Below are 17,988 nucleotides of genomic sequence, written 5' to 3' on the forward strand. Positions count from 1 at the left end.
GGACGCCCCGACGCGGTCGACGTCCGGAGAGCAGGGGATCAGCCCGTGGCGGCGACGGCGGCGTCCGCGTCGGTCTCGAGGTGCAGCACCCCGTAGCTCCAGCCGCGGCGCCGGTAGACCACGCTCGGACGATCGGTGTCTGCGTCGTGGAAGAGGAAGAAGTCGTGTCCGACGAGCTCCATCTGGTTGACGGCGTCCTCGAGAGACATGGGCGCGGCCGTGTGGATCTTCTCGCGGACCTCGATGGGCGAGTTGCCGAGCGCACCGAAGCGCTCGAGGTCGTCGACCCGACCGTCACCGGCGTCGCCGGCTGCGGAGTCGTCGGAAGCCGCGCCGTTCGCCGAGGCGTCGATGCGGGCGGTCGCCTGCGCGACCGACTCGGGGATGCGTCGTCCGCGACTGACCTTGCGCTTGTCGTGCACCCGCCTCAGGCGGTCCATGAGCTTGTCCACGGCCGCGTCCAGAGCGGCGTACTTGTCGTCGAGACAAGCCTCCGCCCGGATCACGGGGCCCTTGGCGTGGCACGTGATCTCGACCTTCTCGGACCCACGGGCGACCCGCTCGTGGGTGACGACGACGTCGATGCGGTGCACCTTGGGCGCGAGCGCGGGCACCTTGGCCAGTCGCTCGTCGAGCTGCTCACGGAATCGGTCGGGGATCTGGACGTGGCGTCCAGTGACGACGATCTCCACGGTTCCTCCTTCATCACGCACGTCTTCTTCGTGCGGGCAGTGAGAGTGTTTCCGGGCCGCTGGTCACCTAGGACGGGCCCGCGGTCGACGCGGCACCACCCCTTCCTGTCGATCTCGTCCCCGAGGTCGGCCGGCAGGCCGTTCCCCCGTGGGACGGGGTCCATGACTCGACACTACTGGGGCCGCGCGCCCACTGGAAGGCGTGCCGGACATCCCCCTGCAACATCACACGCACGGCGCCCGCCAGCGCCTCGCCCGCGGGCCACAGGTCATCCGCGGGTCCGCTGGGTGGCGGCCAGGGCGGCCCCCACGACAGACTCGGCACCGGCGGCCCGCAGGGCCCGAGCGGCCTCGGCGAGGGTGGCCCCGGTCGTCACCACATCATCGACGAGCAGGCATCGTCGACCCCGGATCACATTGTCCCACAAAGGGATCACCGACAAGGCCCCGGCGAGGTTACCGCGGCGCTCGACCGTCCCCAGTCCGGACTGGTCCTCCACGCGGCGCACGTGACGCAGTGCCGGGGCGACCCGGAGCGCCGGCCCGGGTCGTCCGACGAGCTGTGCGACCGCTGCCTCGCACAGACCTGTCATCGGCGTGTCGCCCCGCTCGCGGACAGCGCGTCGCGAGGAGGGAGCCGGGACGACGAGCACGACCCCGGCGTCCCAGCCGACGCCGGCCATCGCTGCGTCGAGCGACACTGCGAGGAGGGGCACGAGGACGGCTCCGAGGTCGCGCCGGCCGGCATCCTTCCACGCGGACACGGCCGCGCGCAGCGGGTCGGCGTAGACACCCCAGGCGTGCACGGGCGGCATGCCGTCCGGGACCGGATGCGGCACGACCCAGGGTCCGCCGCCGTGCAGGCGCGCGTCGCCCTGCGCGGCAGATGTATGCGCCGAGTGACCGCCGGGGTCACGAGAGGCGGGTGCCCCGAAGGCCAGGCCCTCGAGGGCACGTGCGCACCGAGCACACCAGACGGCACCCGGTCGGAGGCACCCGCCACACTCTCGCGGCAGGACCAGGTCGACGAGGTCGCTGTCGCGCACCGTGGCCGCACCGTGCGAGAGGGCGGCCCCGATCGCTCGCCCGAGGTCACCCGCCCAGCGCCCCGCGCGTCTCTCGCGGTGCGGCGGGTCCGCCAGCCGTGACCCGCGACGCCCTCGCACGAAGCCAGCCCACCTCATGGCGGCGGGAAGGTCGAGGCCTGCGGCCGTCACTGGGGACGACGGCCGTCGGGCGGGCAGGGGTGTGGACGGCCAGAGCGGCGCTCAGCCGCCGGGGACGAGGACGTCGCTGCCGCGCTCGATGAGGGGCCAGTTGGAGCCGGCCCTGGCGAGCACGCGGTTGTCGCTCGTGACGATGATGATGCCGCGCGGGCCGCCGACGGTCGTGATGGTCACGGCCCCGGGGACGGCACCGAGCCGCGCCGCGCCCGTGCGCGTGCCGTCGACGCCCGCACCGATCGTCGCGAGCCACGCACGCATCGGGTCACCCTTGCGCTCCTGGCCCAGGACGGCGTAACCGACCGGGTCGAGCCACGTGACGTCCTGGATGCGGGCCAGGGACTGGGCCTGGCGCAGCGGCTGCGCGAGCGCCTGCGGCTCGCCGTTCGTCGCGCGGACGATGCCGCTGAGACCGAGCTGCTCGTCGCCTCCCGACCGGTCGGTGGTGACGATGAGCACGCGGGTGGCGTCCGCGGCCACGGCGATGGCCTTGACCCGACGGTCCCCGAGCCACGGCGTGCTGATCGGCTTCGGGGTGGAGCCGGGGTCGCTCGAGACGGAGTCGAGCACGAAGACGCGGTCGTCGCCCTGCTCGTCGCTGCCGGCGATCCACAGGTAGCCCTCGGCGTCGTAGACCGGGCGGATGAGCGACGTCGCGAAGGAGGCCACCGTCCTCGGCTGCTCGGTCGCGCGCCAGATCGACAGGTCGCGCCCGTTGGCCGACACCGCCGCCACCTGCTTGCTGTCGACGGAGAGCGCGAGGCTGCGCCACGTGTCGGGGATGCGCGCGATGTCGCCGTCCTTGGGCTTGAGGTCGGGCCGCTTCGCGTCCTGGGTGTCGGGGACGTAGCGTGGGTCGAAGCGTCTCAGGGCATCGCCCGTGCGCAGCTGCGCCGTGTCGAGGAAGGTCTTGGGGACGACGTCGTAGCCGAGCTCGGCCGCGGACGACACCGTGGTCACACCGCCGGGCAGCTCGAGCTGGGTGCTGTCGACGGCGAGCGACACCGAGCTCACCGACGCGATCTGACTCAGCGTCTTGGTCAGCTGGGCCCACATCGCGGCGCGACCGGCCGGGTCGGCCGAGAGCGCCTCGCTGCTGAGGTTGACCTGGGCCCTGCCGTTCGACACCGGGACGGCGTTGACGGCCAGACGGGTGCCTGCTGGGACCCCGGTGGCGACGGCACCGGCGAGGTGGCTGGGCACGGCGCTCAGCTGGGCGCGCGCCAGGGTCGTGGCCAGACGGGACCCGATCGGGAACCACCTCGAGTCGGGCACGAGGTCGCGCCCGGTGCGCGTCACGTAGTGGACGACCCGGTTGACGTAGACACGGTTGAACTGGTCGTTGTCGAGCCACAGCCCGAAGCCGCTCCTGGGCAGCTCCACGCGCCATTCGCCGCCGACCTTCGTCAGCCCGAAGGTGACCTTCTCCCGAGTACCCGGCGGCTGCTCGACGTAGCGTCCGTCCGGCGTCAGCCGAGCCAGGGCGTCGGCGCTCACCTCTACCCTGTCATCGGCGAGACGGCGCACCGTGAGGTCACCGTCGTAGACGACGACGTCCTCGCTCGACCACCGCCAGAGATCGACCGACTGAGGCGTGAGGAACGCCTGCCCGGTGGCATGGGTCTCGTCGGTGTCCTCGCCGGCCCGGAGGAACCCCCGGACGACAGCCTCCTGGCTCGCCCCGTCGAACGGACCGACGGCCACGACGCGGACCGGCTCGTTGAGCACCTCGCCCAGCGCGCGGCCCTCGACGACCGGGCCGGTGTCGGGTAGGCCACCGCACGCCGCGAGGGCGGTGGAGGCGGCGAGCAGCAGCGCCGCGAGACCGCGGGCTCTCACGGAGCGCGCTCCACGACGATGCGTCGCAGACGCAGCGTGTCGTCGTCGGCCGGGCCGCCGGCGTACGAGGACCCGTCGCCACCCGCCGGCCCCGTCGAGTCGGCCCCTTCGGCCGCGCGGGCCCGGGCCGCCTCCGCCGCGAGCGGGCTGAGCGGCAGGGGCGAGCTCGTGATCGTCGCGTCGGCCTGACGCGGCAGGGTGAGTCGGAAGCACGACCCCTCGCCCCGTGCTCCCCATGCCTCGAGGCGGCCCGCGTGCAGCCGGGCGTCCTCGAGCGCGATGGCCAGGCCGAGACCGGTGCCACCGGTCGTGCGGGCCCGGGCCGGGTCGGCACGCCAGAAACGGGTGAAGACGAGCGCCGCCTCGCCCGGACGGAGCCCGACACCGTGGTCGCGCACCGTCACGGCGACGGCGGAGTCGTTGGACCCGATCGTCACCTCGACGGGCCGGCCCTCGCCGTGCTCGATGGCGTTGGACACGAGGTTGCGCAGGATGCGCTCGATCCGGCGAGAGTCCATGTCGGCGACGACGGCGCTGGCGGGTGCGTTGACGACGAGCTGGGTGCCCTTGCGGGCGGCGAGGGTACGGTGCGCGTCGACGGCCCGCTCGACGCAGGCACGCAGGTCGCTCGCCTCGACCTCCAGCACGGCCGCGCCGGCGTCGAACCGCGAGATCTCGAGCAGGTCGCTGAGCAGCGACTCGAAGCGGTCGAGCTCGCCGCGGAGCAGCTCTGCCGAGCGAGCGACCGTCGGCTCGAAGTCGTGCCTGGAGTCGTGGATGAGGTCACCGGCCATGCGGATCGTCGTGAGCGGCGTCCGCAGCTCGTGCGAGACGTCCGAGACGAAGCGTTGCTGCACCCGCGAGAGGTTCTCGAGCTGGGCGATCTGCTGCTGGATCGAGGCGGCCATCCCGTTGAAGGACGTGCCGAGTCGCGCGAGGTCGTCCTCGCCCTTGGCCTGCATGCGCTCGTTGAGGTTGCCCTCGGCGAAGCGCTCGGCGACGGAGGCGGCGCGACGCACCGGGTCGGCCACGAGGCGCGTCACGACGAAGGCGATGGCACCGATGAGCAGGATGAGGGCGGCGCCGCCGAAGAGGAAGGTCTGCCCGATGAAGCTGATGATCTCGCGCTCACGGTCCATCGGGTAGATGAAGTAGAGGCCGTAGTTGCCCGCCACCGGGAGCACGACCTTCTGGCCGACGATGACGGCGGAGATGCTGTCGCTGCCCTCCTCGATGGTCGCGACCTGGAGGTGCTGACGGTCGGGCTGGGCCGCGACCTGCTGGCGCAGCTCGTCCGGGATGAACCGGACGCCGACGCTGCCGCTCTCGACCGTCCTGACGATGAACGGTGACGTGTTGTCGTCGAACCGCGTCAGCACGACGTAGCGCGTCTCGTTGCCCGCGTCGCGCCGGTAGGTGTTGATGAGCGTCGTCGCGAACTGGGTCAGCTTCTCCTGCGTGTCCGTCTGGTCGGTCGAGTCGAACTGTCCCTGGGCGTCGGTGGCGTCGCGCAGGCTGTCCTCCGACGCGATGCGCTGGCGGCTGTCGACGAGCCCCTGGGCGATCGAGCCGTAGAGGTAGGTGCCCACCGCGGTGAGCACGAGGATGCCGAGGAGCATCGTCACCACGACGACGCGGAAGCCGAGGGAGGCCCGCCACAGGTGGAGCAGCCGGCGCCAGGCCGTGCGCAACGCCGCACCGGCCCGCGAGGCCATCCCCGCGGGTCCGCTCCGGGCCGCGCGCTCCGTCATGTCAGGACGGGCCGGCCTTGTAACCGACGCCACGGACGGTCACGACGATCTCCGGCCGCTCGGGGTCGTGCTCGATCTTGGAGCGCAGCCGCTGGACGTGGACGTTGACGAGGCGGGTGTCGCCCGCGTGGCGGTAGCCCCACACCTGCTCGAGGAGCACCTCGCGGGTGAAGACCTGCCAGGGCTTGCGCGCCAGCGCGACGAGCAGGTCGAACTCGAGCGGCGTCAGGGACAGCGACTCGCCGTCGCGCTTGACGGAGTGGCCGGCCACGTCGATCTCGAGGTCGCCGATCGACAGCTTCTCGGGCGCGGGCTCGTCGCCGCGGCGCAGCCGGGCGCGGACGCGGGCGATGAGCTCCTGCGGCTTGAAGGGCTTGACGACGTAGTCGTCGGCACCGGACTCGAGCCCCACGACGACGTCGACGGTGTCGGTGCGCGCGGTGAGCATGACGATGGGCACCCCGCTCTCGGCGCGGATGCGACGGCAGACCTCCATGCCGTCGAGTCCCGGGAGCATGACGTCGAGCAGCACGAGATCGGGCCGCGACTCACGGAACGCACCGACCGCCTCGGAACCGTCGGCCACGTGGGTGACCTCGAGCCCCTCGTTGCGCAGCACGATCCCGAGCATCTCGGCGAGTGCGAGGTCGTCGTCGACGACCAGTACCCGACCCTTCACGACACACTCCTTCCCGGGACCGCTGACCACGCGGCCCCGTACGTCCTGACCAAATCATCACACACGCCTGACGACCTGCTGACCGATCAGAGCGTGACGGGGCCGTATGCCGTCCGCGCACCCTCTGCGGGCACGTGCCGTGAGCGGGCCACGCGGCATACGGGCCCGGGACGCGGCGAGGGGCCCCGACGGTGTCGGAACCCCTCGTGGAGCGGTGTGGTCAGGCCGTCAGCTCTGCGTGACGTACCACTTGCCGCCGATCTTGACGGCCTTGAAGCTCGAGACGACGTCGGCGGCGAGGGCCGGCTCGGTCGTGACGCTCTCGAAGGTGGCGTTGTTGCCGTTGACGGTGGCGCCGCTGATCTTCAGTCCCTGGAAGGCCGCGCCCAGCTCCTTGATCTGGTCGAGCATCGGCGTGATGGTCTTGCCGCAGGCCGAGGCGGCACCCGGGATGCTCGAGATGGCCTTGCCTCCTGTGGCCATGAGCGCACACACGGTGTTGCCGTCGCCGGCGACCATGGCGCCGAGCCATGAGGTCATCGCCGCCTCCGGCGTCCCCTGGTCGACGGGGCCGGCCGTCGCGCTCGTCGTGGCCGTGTCGGTGGCGCCGGTGTCGTCGGTCGTGCCCGACGACATCGTGTCGGACGGCGTGGTCGCGCTCGAGGTCGTGCCTGCCGGAGAGGTCGGTGTCGCTTCCGGGTCGACGGACTTCGAACAGGCGGCGAGCGAGACGGAGAGGGCCAGTGCGAGTGCACCGGTCAGGAGCTTCTTCATGGAGGGTCCCTGCCAGACGGGTGGTCGGTGAGTCCCCCGATCCTCCCATGGGAGGGCCCTCGGGGAGCGGCGCGGAGCGCGTCGGGAGCGGTGCGCGCGACCAGCGGCGCCGCTTGCCAATCCGCCCAAAAGCCCCCGTCCCGTCCGACGAGCGGGGATGATCGCCCGGTGACGAGCGACACGAGGGGAAGCACCCCGGCCGCCGAGCTGGCCCCGGACACCGGCCGGGTCGACGGCCGGGTCGACGGCCGAGTCGGCGGCGCGGTCGACGGCCCGGTCGAGGTCCCGGTCGACGGCCCCGTCGACAGGGGGCCGGACCCGACCACGCGCGGCCGACGCGGCCCGCTGCCGCTCGGCGTCCGCCAGGCGCTGCCCGGCCTCGTCATCCTCGTCGCCGTCGTCCAGATCGCCCGTCCGATCGGCGACCCCGACACCTTCTGGCACCTCGCGGCCGGCGACCGGCTCCGCGAGACGTGGACGTTCAACGGGCCCGACCCGTGGAGCACGATGTCGACGCAGCCCTGGCGACTGCACGAGTGGCTGCCCGAGCTGCTCATGAGCGTCGTCCAGCAGCTCCTCGGGCTGCCGGGGGTGGCCTGGCTGCTCCCCCTCGGCGGGGCCGTCATCGGGCTCACCCTGTGGCGCGCGACCCGGCCGCGGGCCTCGCTCCTCGCCTCGGCCGCCGTCACGTCCGTCGCGCTCGTCGCGATGAGCCAGAGCCTGTCGCTGCGACCGCACCTGCTCTCCTTCGCCTTCGCCGTGGCCTTCACGGCGGCCTGGCTGCGCTCCGCCGCGGACGCCCGCCCGCGGTGGTGGCTCGTGCCGGTCACGTGGGTCTGGGCCTGTACCCACGGGATGTGGTTCTTCGGGGTCGTCATCGGGGTCGTCGCCCTGCTCGGGATCGCGCTCGACCGAGCGGTGACCCGAAGGCAGTGGCTGCGCCTCGCGCTGGTGCCGCTGGCCTCCCTCGCGGCCGCCGCCATGACGCCGACCGGACCCGAGCTGCTCCTGTCGCCCTTCGCCGTCAACGAGACGACCCAGTTCATCGAGGAGTGGATGCCGCCGTCGCTCCGGCAGCCCGGTTTCCTCGCCTTCCTCGCGCTGGCCGGGGCCGTCGTCCTCGTCTGGGCCCGCTCCCGGCACCGCGCCCGGTGGACCGACATCCTCCTCGTCGGGCTGGCGATCGGGCTGGCCCTGCTCTACAGCCGGACCGTCGCGGTCGGCGCCGCCGTCATCGCCCCGGTCGCTGCGGCGACGATCCAGGGCCTGCTCCCGCCGGACCGCGAACCCGTGACACGGCGCGAGGTCGGCCTGACCGTCGGCCTCGCGGCGCTCGGGCTCCTCGTCGCCGCCCTGGTCCTGCCGACCCGCGCGGCCGTTCCCACGTGGGGCGCCAACGACCTCGACGCACCTCTGTCCGCACTGCCCCAGGGCACCGTCGTGTGCAACGACTACGGTGTCGGCGGCTGGCTCATCTGGCGCCACCCGAACGTGCGGCCCACCATCGACGGGCGCGTCGAGGTCTACGCGACGGGACACGTCAAGGAGCACATCGACTTCGAGCGGGCAGCGCCGGGCTGGCAGGCCTACGTGCGCCGGACGGGGTGCACGTACGCCCTGCTCACGAAGGGCCAGCCGGTCGTCGAGGCACTGACGGAGCAGGCGCGATGGACGGTCGCTCAGCGCGGCTCGGAGTACGTCCTGCTCCGCGCACCGAGCTGACCGGCAGCCCTCGCGGCCCCGGACACACGGATGCCGCCCACCTCGTGAGGTGGGCGGCATCCGTACGCCGCGGGGACCGCCCCCGGGCGGGGGCGGTCCGGGCGGGCTCAGTATCGGTAGTGCTCCGGCTTGTACGGGCCGGCGACGTCGACGCCGAGGTACTCGGCCTGGCCCTTGGTCAGCTCGGTGAGCCGAACGCCGAGGGCGTCGAGGTGCAGGCGCGCGACCTTCTCGTCGAGGTGCTTCGGCAGGGTGTAGACCTGCTTGGCGTAGTCGCCGGTCTTCGTGAAGAGCTCGATCTGGGCGATCGTCTGGTTGCTGAAGCTGTTGCTCATGACGAAGCTCGGGTGGCCCGTCGCGTTGCCGAGGTTCATCAGGCGGCCCTCGGAGAGCACGATGATCGAGCTGCCCGAGGTGAAGGTCCACTCGTGGACCTGCGGCTTGATCTCGGTCTTCTGGATGCCGGGGACGCGACCGAGGCCGGCCATGTCGATCTCGTTGTCGAAGTGGCCGATGTTGGCCACGATCGCCTTGTTCTTCATCTTCGTCATGTGGTCGGCCGTGATGACGTCGTAGCAGCCGGTCGTCGTGACGAAGATGTCGGCAGTCTCGACGACGTCCTCGAGGCGGGCGACCTGGAAGCCCTCCATCGCAGCCTGCAGGGCGCAGATCGGGTCGATCTCGGTGACGATGACGCGAGCACCCTGACCGCGGAGGGACTCGGCGCAGCCCTTGCCCACGTCGCCGAAGCCGGCGACGACGGCGACCTTGCCACCGATGAGGACGTCGGTGGCGCGGTTGAGGCCGTCGATGAGCGAGTGGCGGCAGCCGTACGTGTTGTCGAACTTGCTCTTGGTCACGGCGTCGTTGACGTTGATGGCCGGGAAGAGCAGCTCGCCGGCCTCGGCCAGCTGGTAGAGGCGGTGGACACCGGTGGTGGTCTCCTCGGTGACGCCCTTGATGCCGGCGGCGACCGTCGTCCACTTCTGCGGGTCGGTGGCCAGGGTCTGGCGGACGAGCTCCTTGAAGACGCCGAACTCCTCGGAGTCCTCGTCGGTGGTGGGCGGCACCTGACCGGCCTGCTCCCACTCGCGGCCCTTGTGCACGAGCATCGTCGCGTCGCCGCCGTCGTCGAGGATCATGTTCGGGCCCTCGCCACCGGGCCACGTGAGGATCTGGTCGGTGCACCACCAGTACTCGGGAAGGGTCTCGCCCTTCCAGGCGAAGACGGGGACGCCCTGGAGGTCGTCGGCGCTGCCCTTCGGGCCCACGACGACGGCCGCGGCGGCCTCGTCCTGCGTCGAGTAGATGTTGCAGGAGGCCCAACGGACCTCGGCGCCGAGCGCGGTGAGCGTCTCGATGAGCACGGCCGTCTGGACCGTCATGTGGAGCGAGCCGGCGATGCGAGCGCCCTTGAGGGGCTGGGCCTCGGCGTACTCCTCGCGGATCGCCATGAGGCCGGGCATCTCGTGCTCGGCGAGTCGGAGCTGGTGTCGGCCGGCCTCGGCGAGGCTCAGGTCGGCAACCTTGTAGTCGAAGGACATGAGTGATCGTTTCCTTTGATCGTCGGTCTGCAGACCCGGCGCGCCCCTCTGGGCTCATCTGGCGGGTCATCACCCACGCCGGCAGTCGCCCAGTCTAGCCGCGCGCCCGGTCGGCCTCGAATCACGTGTCGAGCCCTGCGGCGTCCGTCTCCGCGCTCTCCGTCACCCACACACCCTGGGGTCGGCTACCCACCACCCCCGGCGTGATGGTGGCCTCGACGTGTGCGGGTGAGTGAGGGACGCGCAGGTCAGGCGGCACGACGAGCAGCTCGGCGGGCTGCGCTCTCGATCCGGCGTCGGATGCCACCGGGGTCGCCGAGCTGTGACCACACCACACGGACGACCTCGTAGTCCTCGTCGCGGATCGCGTCCTCGCGGATCTTCTCCGCGAAGAGAGGGTTGTCGGCCGGCAGGCCGGTCCTGCCGTCGCCCTCAGCCGCGCGGGCTGCACCTGCGACACCTGCGGCGGGGCGGTACTTCACGGCACCGTCGAACTCGAGGACGACGGGATGGTCGTCGAGCAGTGCGTCGACCCGTTTGGGCCCCTGCCTCGTCCGGATCCACACCTGGGGCGTCGCACGAATCTCCAGCCCGCGCAGAACTGCTCCGAGCCGGGTCTCGCCCGGTGACTCGTGCCGCCCGTCCGCGTGGGCCAGCGCGGCTCGGACGGGTGCGATCCCGGTGCGACCCGCGAACACCCGGAGCGCCTGCTCGATGCCCTGCGCCGTGACGAGCTCGGCGTGCAGCGCTGCGTCGGCCGCGATGAGGGCGTCCATCGGGCCGTTGAGGATCCCGGTCTGCACCACCGCGACGGCGATCGGCAGGACGGGGCCCGACGTGGTCTCGCGGACCCGCGGGCCCCGTAGGGCGGGATGCACCCGGTAGCCCTGACGTGACCTCGACCCGCGGTCGCGAACCCGGGTGAGGTGGACGACGGAGAGGTCGGCGCGCCACACAGGGATCCCGACCGCGAGCAACCGCGAGTGGTGGCTGGCCGCGACCCGGCCCTCGAAGTGGCGGAGCAGCGCCCGCAGGCTCAGCAGGTGCCGGTCTACGGTGTCCACCGGCTCACGGGTGGCGAACCAACCGCGGACGAGTCGGTGCAGGCGCCCGTCCCTGCAGAGCCGCTCGATGTCGTGCGAGGTCAGGCCGAGCTCGTGCAGTCGGGCGGCGTCGACGACGTGGTCGTCGCAGTGGGGCACGAGATCGGGTGCGCGGTCCATAGGGTCAGGGTGCCCGCCACAGGCCGCCGTCCCCGGTGCCGCAGCACCCATGTGGACACCGGTGGGTGCCGTGCCGGGGGTGTGGACGGCGGCGTGAGCCCGTCCCACCACGCGAGGGCACACGGTGCGGACAGCAGCACACGGCATACGCGGTGCGGTGGGCCTCGAGGTGTGCGGCTGGACCCCGCCCGCGTCGTCAGTGCGTGGTCGCGGGCTTGTCGTGCTTCGCGCGGCGCGGGATGACGTGCAGGACGGCGACGACGACGGCGCCGACGACGAGACCGATGAGGGCGGACGCCAGCGTGTTGACGACCCAGGCGAGGAAGCCGCCGATCCCGGCCACCCCGGACACGCTCTCCTCGAGGTGGTGGACGAGGTCGTACAGCACGTGCCAGCCGAGCTCGTCGACGCCGACGAGCAGGATGTGGCCACCCACCCACAGCATCGCCGCGATGCCGACGGTCGACAGCACCGAGAGCAGCTTCGGCATGCCCTTGACGAGGCCGCGGCCGATGCGCTGCGAGGCACCAGACTCGCGCCCGGCGAGATGCAGGCCGACGTCGTCCATCTTGACGATGAGGCCGACGACGCCGTAGACGAGAGCCGTGATGAGCAGCGCCACGATGACGAGGATGATGAGGCGCGAGACGAACGGCTCGGTGTCGACCTCGTTGAGGGCGATGACCATGATCTCGGCCGACAGGATGAAGTCGGTGCGGATCGCGCCGGAGACGACGGCCTGCTCGTCGACCTCGCCGACCTCGGCCTCCTCCTCCTCGTGGCCCGAGACGATCTCCCAGACCTTCTCGGCGCCCTCGTAGGCGAGGTAGGCGCCGCCGACCATGAGGATCGGCGTCAGCAACCAGGGCAGGAACTGGCTGAGCACCATGATGACCGGGAGGATGATGAGGAGCTTGTTGCGCAGCGAGCCGATCGCGATCCGCTTGATGATCGGCAGCTCACGCTCGGGTGCCAGACCCTGCACGTAGCGCGGCGTCACGGCTGTGTCGTCGACGACGACGCCGGTGGCCTTGAGGCTGGCCTTCGCGGCCGCGGCGCCCACGTCGTCGACGGACGCCGCCGCGAGCTTCACGAGTGCCGCGACGTCGTCGAGGAGCGCTACGAGTCCGCCTGCCATGGCGTCATCCTAAGGTGGTCTGGGAGCCCGCTGGGAACGCGCTCAGGCCGGCTCGTCGAGCTTCAGCCCGAGCAGGGCGTTCTCGACGACCTCCGCGAGAGCCGGGTGGATCCAGTACTGTCCGCGGGCGAGGTCGTGGACCGTCGTGCCGAACGCCATCCCCTGCACGAGTGGCTGGATGAGGGAGGTCGCCTGCGGACCCATGAGGTGGGCGCCGAGGAGAAGGCCCGTCGTGGGGTCGGCCACGAGCTTGCAGATGCCCGTCCTGTCCTCCATGGCCCAGCCGTATGCCGTGTCGCCGTAGGCCTGGACGTACGCCGTGTGCGCCCGGCCCTGCTCGGCGCACTCCTGCTCGGTCAGGCCGACGGTGGCGACCTGCGGGTGGCTGAAGACGCCGGACGGCACGTTCTCGTGCGGCAGGACGCGCAGGTCGTCGGGGTGCACGAGGTTGTGCGCGACGGTACGGGCCTCGGCGTTCGCCAGGTGCTTGAGCTGGTGCGGCGCGCTGATGTCGCCGAGGGCCCAGACACCCGGTGCGCTCGTCCGACCGTACGAGTCGACCTCGACCCGTCCGTCGTCGAGCAGCCGCAGGCCCCCCGCCTCGACGCCGAGGCTCCCGCTGTTGGGCACGCGACCGGTGGCGACGAGCAGCAGGTCGGCATCGACGGCCGTGACGTCGTCGAGGCGCAGGCGCACGCCCGCTCCCCCGGCGCCGGTCTCGACGGCCGTGACCGTCGATTCGGTGCGCACGTCCCACTGCTCGCGGGCCAGGTCGGTGAAACGCCGTGCGATGTCGGTGTCGAGATGGCGCAGCAGCAGGGACGACCGCGCCACGACCGTCACCTGCACGCCGAACGAGGCGAAGACGTGGGCCATCTCGGCGGCGATGAAACCGCCGCCGATGATCGCGAGCCGTTCGGGCAGCGCGTCGATGCGCATGATCGTGTCGGACGTGTGGAACGGCACGCCCGACTCGGTGACGACGTCGGGCACGAGCGGATGGGCGCCGGCGGCCACGACGACCTGGTCGGCCCTCAGCGTCTCCTCGCGGCCGTCGCCGAGGTCGACCGTCAGGGTCCGGTCACCGGTGAAGCGCGCGTGCCCGAGGTAGGCCGTGGTGTTGGGACCCTCGACGCGGTAGCGCCGGCCACCGTCCGAGATGGGGTCGATGCGCCCGAAGACGCGGTCGCGGACGTCGGCCCAGCGCACCCCTTCCAGCGTGGCGTCGACGCCGTAGCGGCCGGCCTCGCGCACGTCGCGCGCGAGGTCCGCGGCGTAGACGAACATCTTCGTCGGGATGCAGCCGACGTTGAGGCAGGTGCCGCCGAACGTCCCGCCCTCGATGATCGCGACGCGCTTGTCGTCGAAGTCTGGGGTCACGAGCGAGTTGCCCGAGCCGCTGCCGATGATGGCCAGGTCGTAGTGCTCCGTCACCGTGGCAGCCTACGTGGGTGACCCGACCGACCCCGGACGGCATCCGTTTGCGCGCGGTCGGCACCCGGCATACGCCCCCCGGTGGTGGTGGGTGATCAGGTGTCGCGGGCGCCCTGCAGCAGGCGCACGTGGGGCGAGTTCGCGGGGTCGAAGCCGAAGCCGAGCGCGAGGTAGGTCGCGGCGAAGTCCGCCAGGGCGACGTGGTGCGCGAGGCGCAGCAGGGGGTCGGCGGCCGGGGCGTCGACGAGCGAGACGCGCACACCGGCGTCCTCAGCCACGGACACGACGGTGTCGACCAGCCCGTGCGGCTCCCCGGGCGAGGTGTCGCGAAGCATGATGAGCCGCAGCGGCGGCCGCGTCGGGCCGTCGAGGAACGGGTCGGCGAAGATGTCGTCGGTCCCGCCGCCCCCGGACTGGCCCGGCGCGAGGGGGCCGTCGAAGCACGCGACGATCTGGCTCGCGGCGTCGGGCAGGGCGCCGTGCGCGACGGGCACCCGGCCCGTGCGGCCGAACATGGCGGCGGCCCGGCGGGCCGTGACGTCGCCGAAGGGTCCCTCGCCGAGGACGATGGGCGTTGACTCGGCGAGCTCGGTCGCGAGCACCTTGGCGGGGTTGACGAACGACTCGGACGACGGTCGCGCGTCGGTGGCCGTGCGGTCGAGGACGTCGGCGAGCTCGGCGAGCGTCTCGTGGCTGACGGACGCGATGCCCATGGCGTCGGCGGCGAGCAACGCAGGGATGGCCTGGGCCCACACCGACGTCCGTGACGACGCCCCGCTGAGCGCGATGGGGACGTGCACGCCGTGGGCCCGGGCACAGACGTCGGCCAGCGGCGAGTCGGCCGCCCCCACGGTGACGAGGAACGCACCACGCCGCGCGGCCTCGGCGGCGAGGGCGAGCGTTCCGGCCGCCCGACCGGACTGGGACACGGCGATGACGACGTCGAGGGCCCCCACCCAGCCGGGGAGCGACCCCGATGAGCAGCTCTGGACCGGCAGGGCTGCCGCGCCGCGGGACACGGCCTCGAAGAGGTCGGCCACGGCGACGGAGCCGCCGGCGGCCGCGACGACGACCCCACGGGGCCCGACGTCACGGAGCCGGTCGAGGCCGGCTTCGGCCGAGGCCGCGACCGTGCGCCGCACCTGGGCACCCGCGCCGGCCAGGGCGCGCAGCGTGTCGCTGGCGTCGAGAGAGGCCAGGGCGCCCTCGTCGTCGAGGCGGGCTTCGTCGAACACGGCGCCCACGGGTCTCAGCCGTCGGTGCGGCGGGCGAGGTCGACGAGCAGGACGGGGACGCCGCCCTCGACGGGGTAGGCGAGGTGGCACGCGTCGCAGCGAAGCTCGGCGGTCTCGGCAGTCGTGGTGGTCGCGGTGGTCTCGCTCGTGCCGGCCGGCTCACCCGTCGTGTGCACGGCGTCGACGAGCTCGCCCTTGCACTGCGGGCACCGGAGGATGCCGCGCAGCCACGGCTCGATCGTCTGCTGGCTCTGGCTCACGAAGCGTCTCCTGCGTCCTGGGCGGTGGTGGACCCGTTCTCGTCGCCCGCGGTGGCACCCGACCGGATCAGGGCGAGCAGCTCGTCGCGCACGTCCTGCATCGTCTCACGGTCGGCGGCCTCGACGTTGAGCCGTAGGAGCGGCTCGGTGTTGGAGGCCCGCACGTTGAACCACCACATCGGGGCGTCGCCCTCGGGGCTCGTGATTGTCAGCCCGTCGAGCTCGTCGGTGCCGGCGCCGCGCACCTGGGCCCACGCCCGTACCTGTTCGACGACGGCTGCCTGGTCGGTCACCGTGGAGTTGATCTCGCCGGACGCGACATAGCGCTCGTACTCGTCGCAGAGGTCGGACAGCGGGCCGTCCTGCTCGCCGAGGGCGGCAAGCACGTGCATGGCGGCGAGCATGCCGGTGTCGGCGTACCAGAAGTCGCGGAAGTAGTAGTGGGCCGAGTGCTCGCCGCCGAAGACGGCTCCGGCGCGGGCCATCTCGCCCTTGATGAAGGAGTGACCGACGCGGGTGCGCACCGGCGTCGCGTCGTGCTCGACGACGATCTCGCGCACCGCGGCGCTCGAGATGACGTTGTGCACGATGGACACCTCGGTGTCGCCGCCTTCGCGGGCACGGAGGATCTCGCGGACGGCGACGAGCCCGGTGACGGCGCTGGGCGAGACGGGCTCGCCGCCGGCGTCGACGACGAAGCAGCGGTCGGCGTCACCGTCGAAGGCGAGGCCGATGTCGGCCCCGTGCTCACGCACGGCGGCCTGCAGGTCGACGAGGTTGGCCGGGTCGAGGGGGTTGGCCTCGTGGTTCGGGAAGGTGCCGTCCAGCTCGAAGTAGAGCGGGACGATCTCGAGGGGCAGCTCGGGCAGGCCGGCGCCCGTGCCGAGCACGGCAGGGACGGTGTGGCCGCCCATGCCGTTGCCGGCGTCGACGACGACCTTGAGCGGGCGCGAACCGGACAGGTCGACGAGCCCGCGCAGGAAGGCGGCGTAGTCACCGAGCAGGTCGCGCGTCGTCACCGAGCCGGGACCCCCGGCGGGGTGCGCGAGACCGGTACCGCCGTCGAGCAGCCACTGGGCGAGGTCGCGGATCTCGGCGAGGCCCGAGTCCTGGCCGACGGGGCGGGCCGCCGACCGGCACAGCTTGATGCCGTTGTACTGGGCCGGGTTGTGGCTCGCGGTGAACATGGCGCCCGGGAGGTCGAGGGCGCCGCTGGCGTAGTAGAGGCCGTCGGTCGAGCAGAGCCCGATGACGGTCACGTCGACGCCGCGCGAGGTCACACCGGCGGCGAAGGCCGCGGAGAGCTCCGGCGAGCTCGGGCGCATGTCATGACCGATGACGACACCGCTGGCCCCGTCCGGGACGGCGACGACCTCGGCGAACGCGGCGCCGATGGCGTGTGCCACGTCGGGCGAGAGCTGGTCGGGCACGATTCCACGTACGTCGTAGGCCTTGACGAAGTCTGCGAGGTGGGGCACGCCGAACACCCTAGTGGTCAGGAGTCCTTGAGGATGCGCAGGTGTCCGCGGCGGCCGGACTCGACGGCGCCGGACTCGGCCTCCGCCGTGGCCTGTCCCCTCGAGGTCGTGCGGTTCTCGCCGGGCCGGATCGTGCGCGGGCGGCCGGCCTCGCGCACAGCATCAGCCAGGGCCAGGAGGTCGTCGGGGGCCAGGGCCGGCTCGGGGAAGTCGCCACCCACGCGCACGACCTCCCACCCACGTGGAGCCGTCATGCGCTCGGCGTGCTCGAGGCACAGGTCGTACGTGTGCGGCTCGGCGTAGGTCGCGAGCGGCCCGACGACGACAGCACGGTCGGCGTAGGCGTACGTCAGGGTCGCGACGGCAGGACGGGCGCATCCCGTCTTCGAGCAACCACGTGTCAGACCCACGATCCGGGACTCTAGTCCGCGCTCCCGAAGAGGACGAATCACCACGCCGTCCGAGCACGAGATCGCCGCGGGCGTATGCCGCCGGGTGGCGTCCGCGCGCGGGCTGACGGTCGATCTAGAGTGGAGACGTGGACACCGCCTCCCCCCGCACGCCCGGGCGCCCGCGTCGGCGTGACCGGCACGGACGCGGCCGCCGGGGACCTCTGGCGTGGCCGCCGGTCCCCGCCATGACCTCGCGCCGCGACGAGTTCGACGACTTCGTCCTCGACGCCGCGGCCCGGCTCGAGGCGACGTGCGGGCGTGCTTTTCCCGCAGTGGAGTTCGCTGTCGAGGACGTGCCTCGCGGACCGGCTCCGTGGGATCACCGCGAAGTCCCGCTCGGCCGGCTCTACCCGGCGACGAGCGCGCGTCCGGCGCGGATCGTCGTCTACCGCCGGCCTGTCGAGACGCGCGTCACCGACCGTCGAGACGTGGCCGCCCTCGTGGCCGACATCGTCACGGAGCAGGTCGCCGGGCTGCTCGGGGTCGCGCCCGAGGACCTCGACCCCGGCTTCGGGGAGTGACCCTCCGACACCGGCCGGGCGGT

The 17,988-nt window shown here is 72.4% G+C and carries 16 protein-coding genes; 2 read left to right on the plus strand and 14 right to left on the minus strand.

The features are described 5' to 3' along the window. Window positions 1-38: 38 nt before the first annotated feature. From hpf to NR112_RS04045, 6 genes are all read right to left on the minus strand, one after another. Window positions 39-692 (minus strand): ribosome hibernation-promoting factor, HPF/YfiA family, encoded by a 654-nt coding sequence (gene hpf / locus NR112_RS04020; protein WP_256792677.1) that lies wholly within the window; start codon window positions 690-692, stop codon window positions 39-41. 269 nt (window positions 693-961) lie between these two features. After that, window positions 962-1,531 (minus strand): phosphoribosyltransferase family protein, encoded by a 570-nt coding sequence (locus NR112_RS22835; protein WP_256792678.1) that lies wholly within the window; start codon window positions 1,529-1,531, stop codon window positions 962-964. A 429-nt stretch (window positions 1,532-1,960) separates the two neighbouring features. Then, window positions 1,961-3,754, minus strand: coding sequence for a GerMN domain-containing protein (locus NR112_RS04030; protein ID WP_256792679.1), 1,794 nt, complete (start codon window positions 3,752-3,754; stop codon window positions 1,961-1,963). Further along, window positions 3,751-5,505: an MtrAB system histidine kinase MtrB gene (mtrB, locus tag NR112_RS04035; protein ID WP_306216600.1), complete on the minus strand. Its 1,755-nt coding sequence runs from the start codon at window positions 5,503-5,505 to the stop codon at window positions 3,751-3,753. The genes NR112_RS04030 and mtrB overlap by 4 nt, the downstream gene beginning before the upstream one ends. A 1-nt stretch (window position 5,506) precedes the next feature. Continuing rightward, window positions 5,507-6,184 carry an MtrAB system response regulator MtrA gene (mtrA, locus tag NR112_RS04040; RefSeq protein ID WP_020143004.1) on the minus strand — a complete coding sequence of 226 codons (678 nt, stop codon included), beginning with the start codon at window positions 6,182-6,184 and terminating at the stop codon, window positions 5,507-5,509. Window positions 6,185-6,412: 228 nt separating this feature from the next. Then, the gene (locus tag NR112_RS04045; RefSeq protein WP_256792680.1) at window positions 6,413-6,958 is read right to left on the minus strand and encodes a hypothetical protein; all 546 of its coding nucleotides are present in this window, start codon (window positions 6,956-6,958) and stop codon (window positions 6,413-6,415) included. 168 nt (window positions 6,959-7,126) lie between these two features. On the opposite strand from NR112_RS04045, the gene NR112_RS04050 reads away from it, so the two are divergent. Then, window positions 7,127-8,680, plus strand: coding sequence for a hypothetical protein (locus tag NR112_RS04050; RefSeq protein WP_256792681.1), 1,554 nt, complete (start codon window positions 7,127-7,129; stop codon window positions 8,678-8,680). 107 nt (window positions 8,681-8,787) lie between these two features. Here the strand turns inward: NR112_RS04050 and ahcY are convergent, their stop codons facing one another. The 8 genes from ahcY to NR112_RS04090 form a co-directional block, all read right to left on the minus strand. Continuing rightward, the gene (ahcY, locus tag NR112_RS04055; protein WP_256792682.1) at window positions 8,788-10,224 is read right to left on the minus strand and encodes an adenosylhomocysteinase; all 1,437 of its coding nucleotides are present in this window, start codon (window positions 10,222-10,224) and stop codon (window positions 8,788-8,790) included. Between the two features lie 248 nt (window positions 10,225-10,472). Continuing rightward, entirely contained in the window at window positions 10,473-11,447 is a 975-nt protein-coding gene (locus tag NR112_RS04060; protein WP_256792683.1) for a hypothetical protein, read from the minus strand. Window positions 11,448-11,643: 196 nt separating this feature from the next. Beyond that, window positions 11,644-12,585 carry a DUF808 domain-containing protein gene (locus NR112_RS04065; protein WP_256792684.1) on the minus strand — a complete coding sequence of 314 codons (942 nt, stop codon included), beginning with the start codon at window positions 12,583-12,585 and terminating at the stop codon, window positions 11,644-11,646. Window positions 12,586-12,627: 42 nt separating this feature from the next. Further along, complete coding sequence (locus NR112_RS04070; RefSeq protein WP_256792685.1) at window positions 12,628-14,019, minus strand: mycothione reductase; 1,392 nt, start codon at window positions 14,017-14,019, stop codon at window positions 12,628-12,630. 95 nt (window positions 14,020-14,114) lie between these two features. After that, on the minus strand, window positions 14,115-15,263 hold the full coding sequence (locus tag NR112_RS04075) for an SIS domain-containing protein (RefSeq protein ID WP_256792686.1): 1,149 nt from the start codon (window positions 15,261-15,263) through the stop codon (window positions 14,115-14,117). A 5-nt stretch (window positions 15,264-15,268) separates the two neighbouring features. Next, window positions 15,269-15,514, minus strand: a complete 246-nt coding sequence (locus tag NR112_RS04080; RefSeq protein WP_256792687.1) for a Trm112 family protein — start codon at window positions 15,512-15,514, stop codon at window positions 15,269-15,271. After that, window positions 15,511-17,001 (minus strand): phosphomannomutase/phosphoglucomutase, encoded by a 1,491-nt coding sequence (locus NR112_RS04085; RefSeq protein WP_256792688.1) that lies wholly within the window; start codon window positions 16,999-17,001, stop codon window positions 15,511-15,513. Before NR112_RS04085 ends, NR112_RS04080 begins: the two co-directional genes overlap by 4 nt. Before the next feature lie 8 nt (window positions 17,002-17,009). Then, window positions 17,010-17,402 (minus strand): DUF3499 domain-containing protein, encoded by a 393-nt coding sequence (locus NR112_RS04090; protein ID WP_256792689.1) that lies wholly within the window; start codon window positions 17,400-17,402, stop codon window positions 17,010-17,012. A 227-nt stretch (window positions 17,403-17,629) separates the two neighbouring features. Between NR112_RS04090 and NR112_RS04095 the strand changes: the two genes are divergently transcribed. After that, entirely contained in the window at window positions 17,630-17,965 is a 336-nt protein-coding gene (locus tag NR112_RS04095; protein WP_256792690.1) for a metallopeptidase family protein, read from the plus strand. The last annotated feature ends 23 nt before the right edge of the window (window positions 17,966-17,988 follow it).

Origin of the sequence: Terrabacter sp. Ter38 (assembly GCF_024519435.1) — a bacterium.
In the GTDB taxonomy this organism is placed as follows: Bacteria; Actinomycetota; Actinomycetes; order Actinomycetales; family Dermatophilaceae; genus Terrabacter.

Coding starts and splice junctions, on each gene's coding strand:
- mtrB (WP_306216600.1), bottom strand. CDS start 5,505: ATGACGGAGCGCGCGGCCCGGAGCGGACCCGCGGGGATGGCCTCGCGG.
- NR112_RS04045 (WP_256792680.1), bottom strand. CDS start 6,958: ATGAAGAAGCTCCTGACCGGTGCACTCGCACTGGCCCTCTCCGTCTCG.
- ahcY (WP_256792682.1), bottom strand. CDS start 10,224: ATGTCCTTCGACTACAAGGTTGCCGACCTGAGCCTCGCCGAGGCCGGC.
- NR112_RS04060 (WP_256792683.1), bottom strand. CDS start 11,447: ATGGACCGCGCACCCGATCTCGTGCCCCACTGCGACGACCACGTCGTC.
- NR112_RS04065 (WP_256792684.1), bottom strand. CDS start 12,585: ATGGCAGGCGGACTCGTAGCGCTCCTCGACGACGTCGCGGCACTCGTG.
- NR112_RS04095 (WP_256792690.1), top strand. CDS start 17,630: ATGACCTCGCGCCGCGACGAGTTCGACGACTTCGTCCTCGACGCCGCG.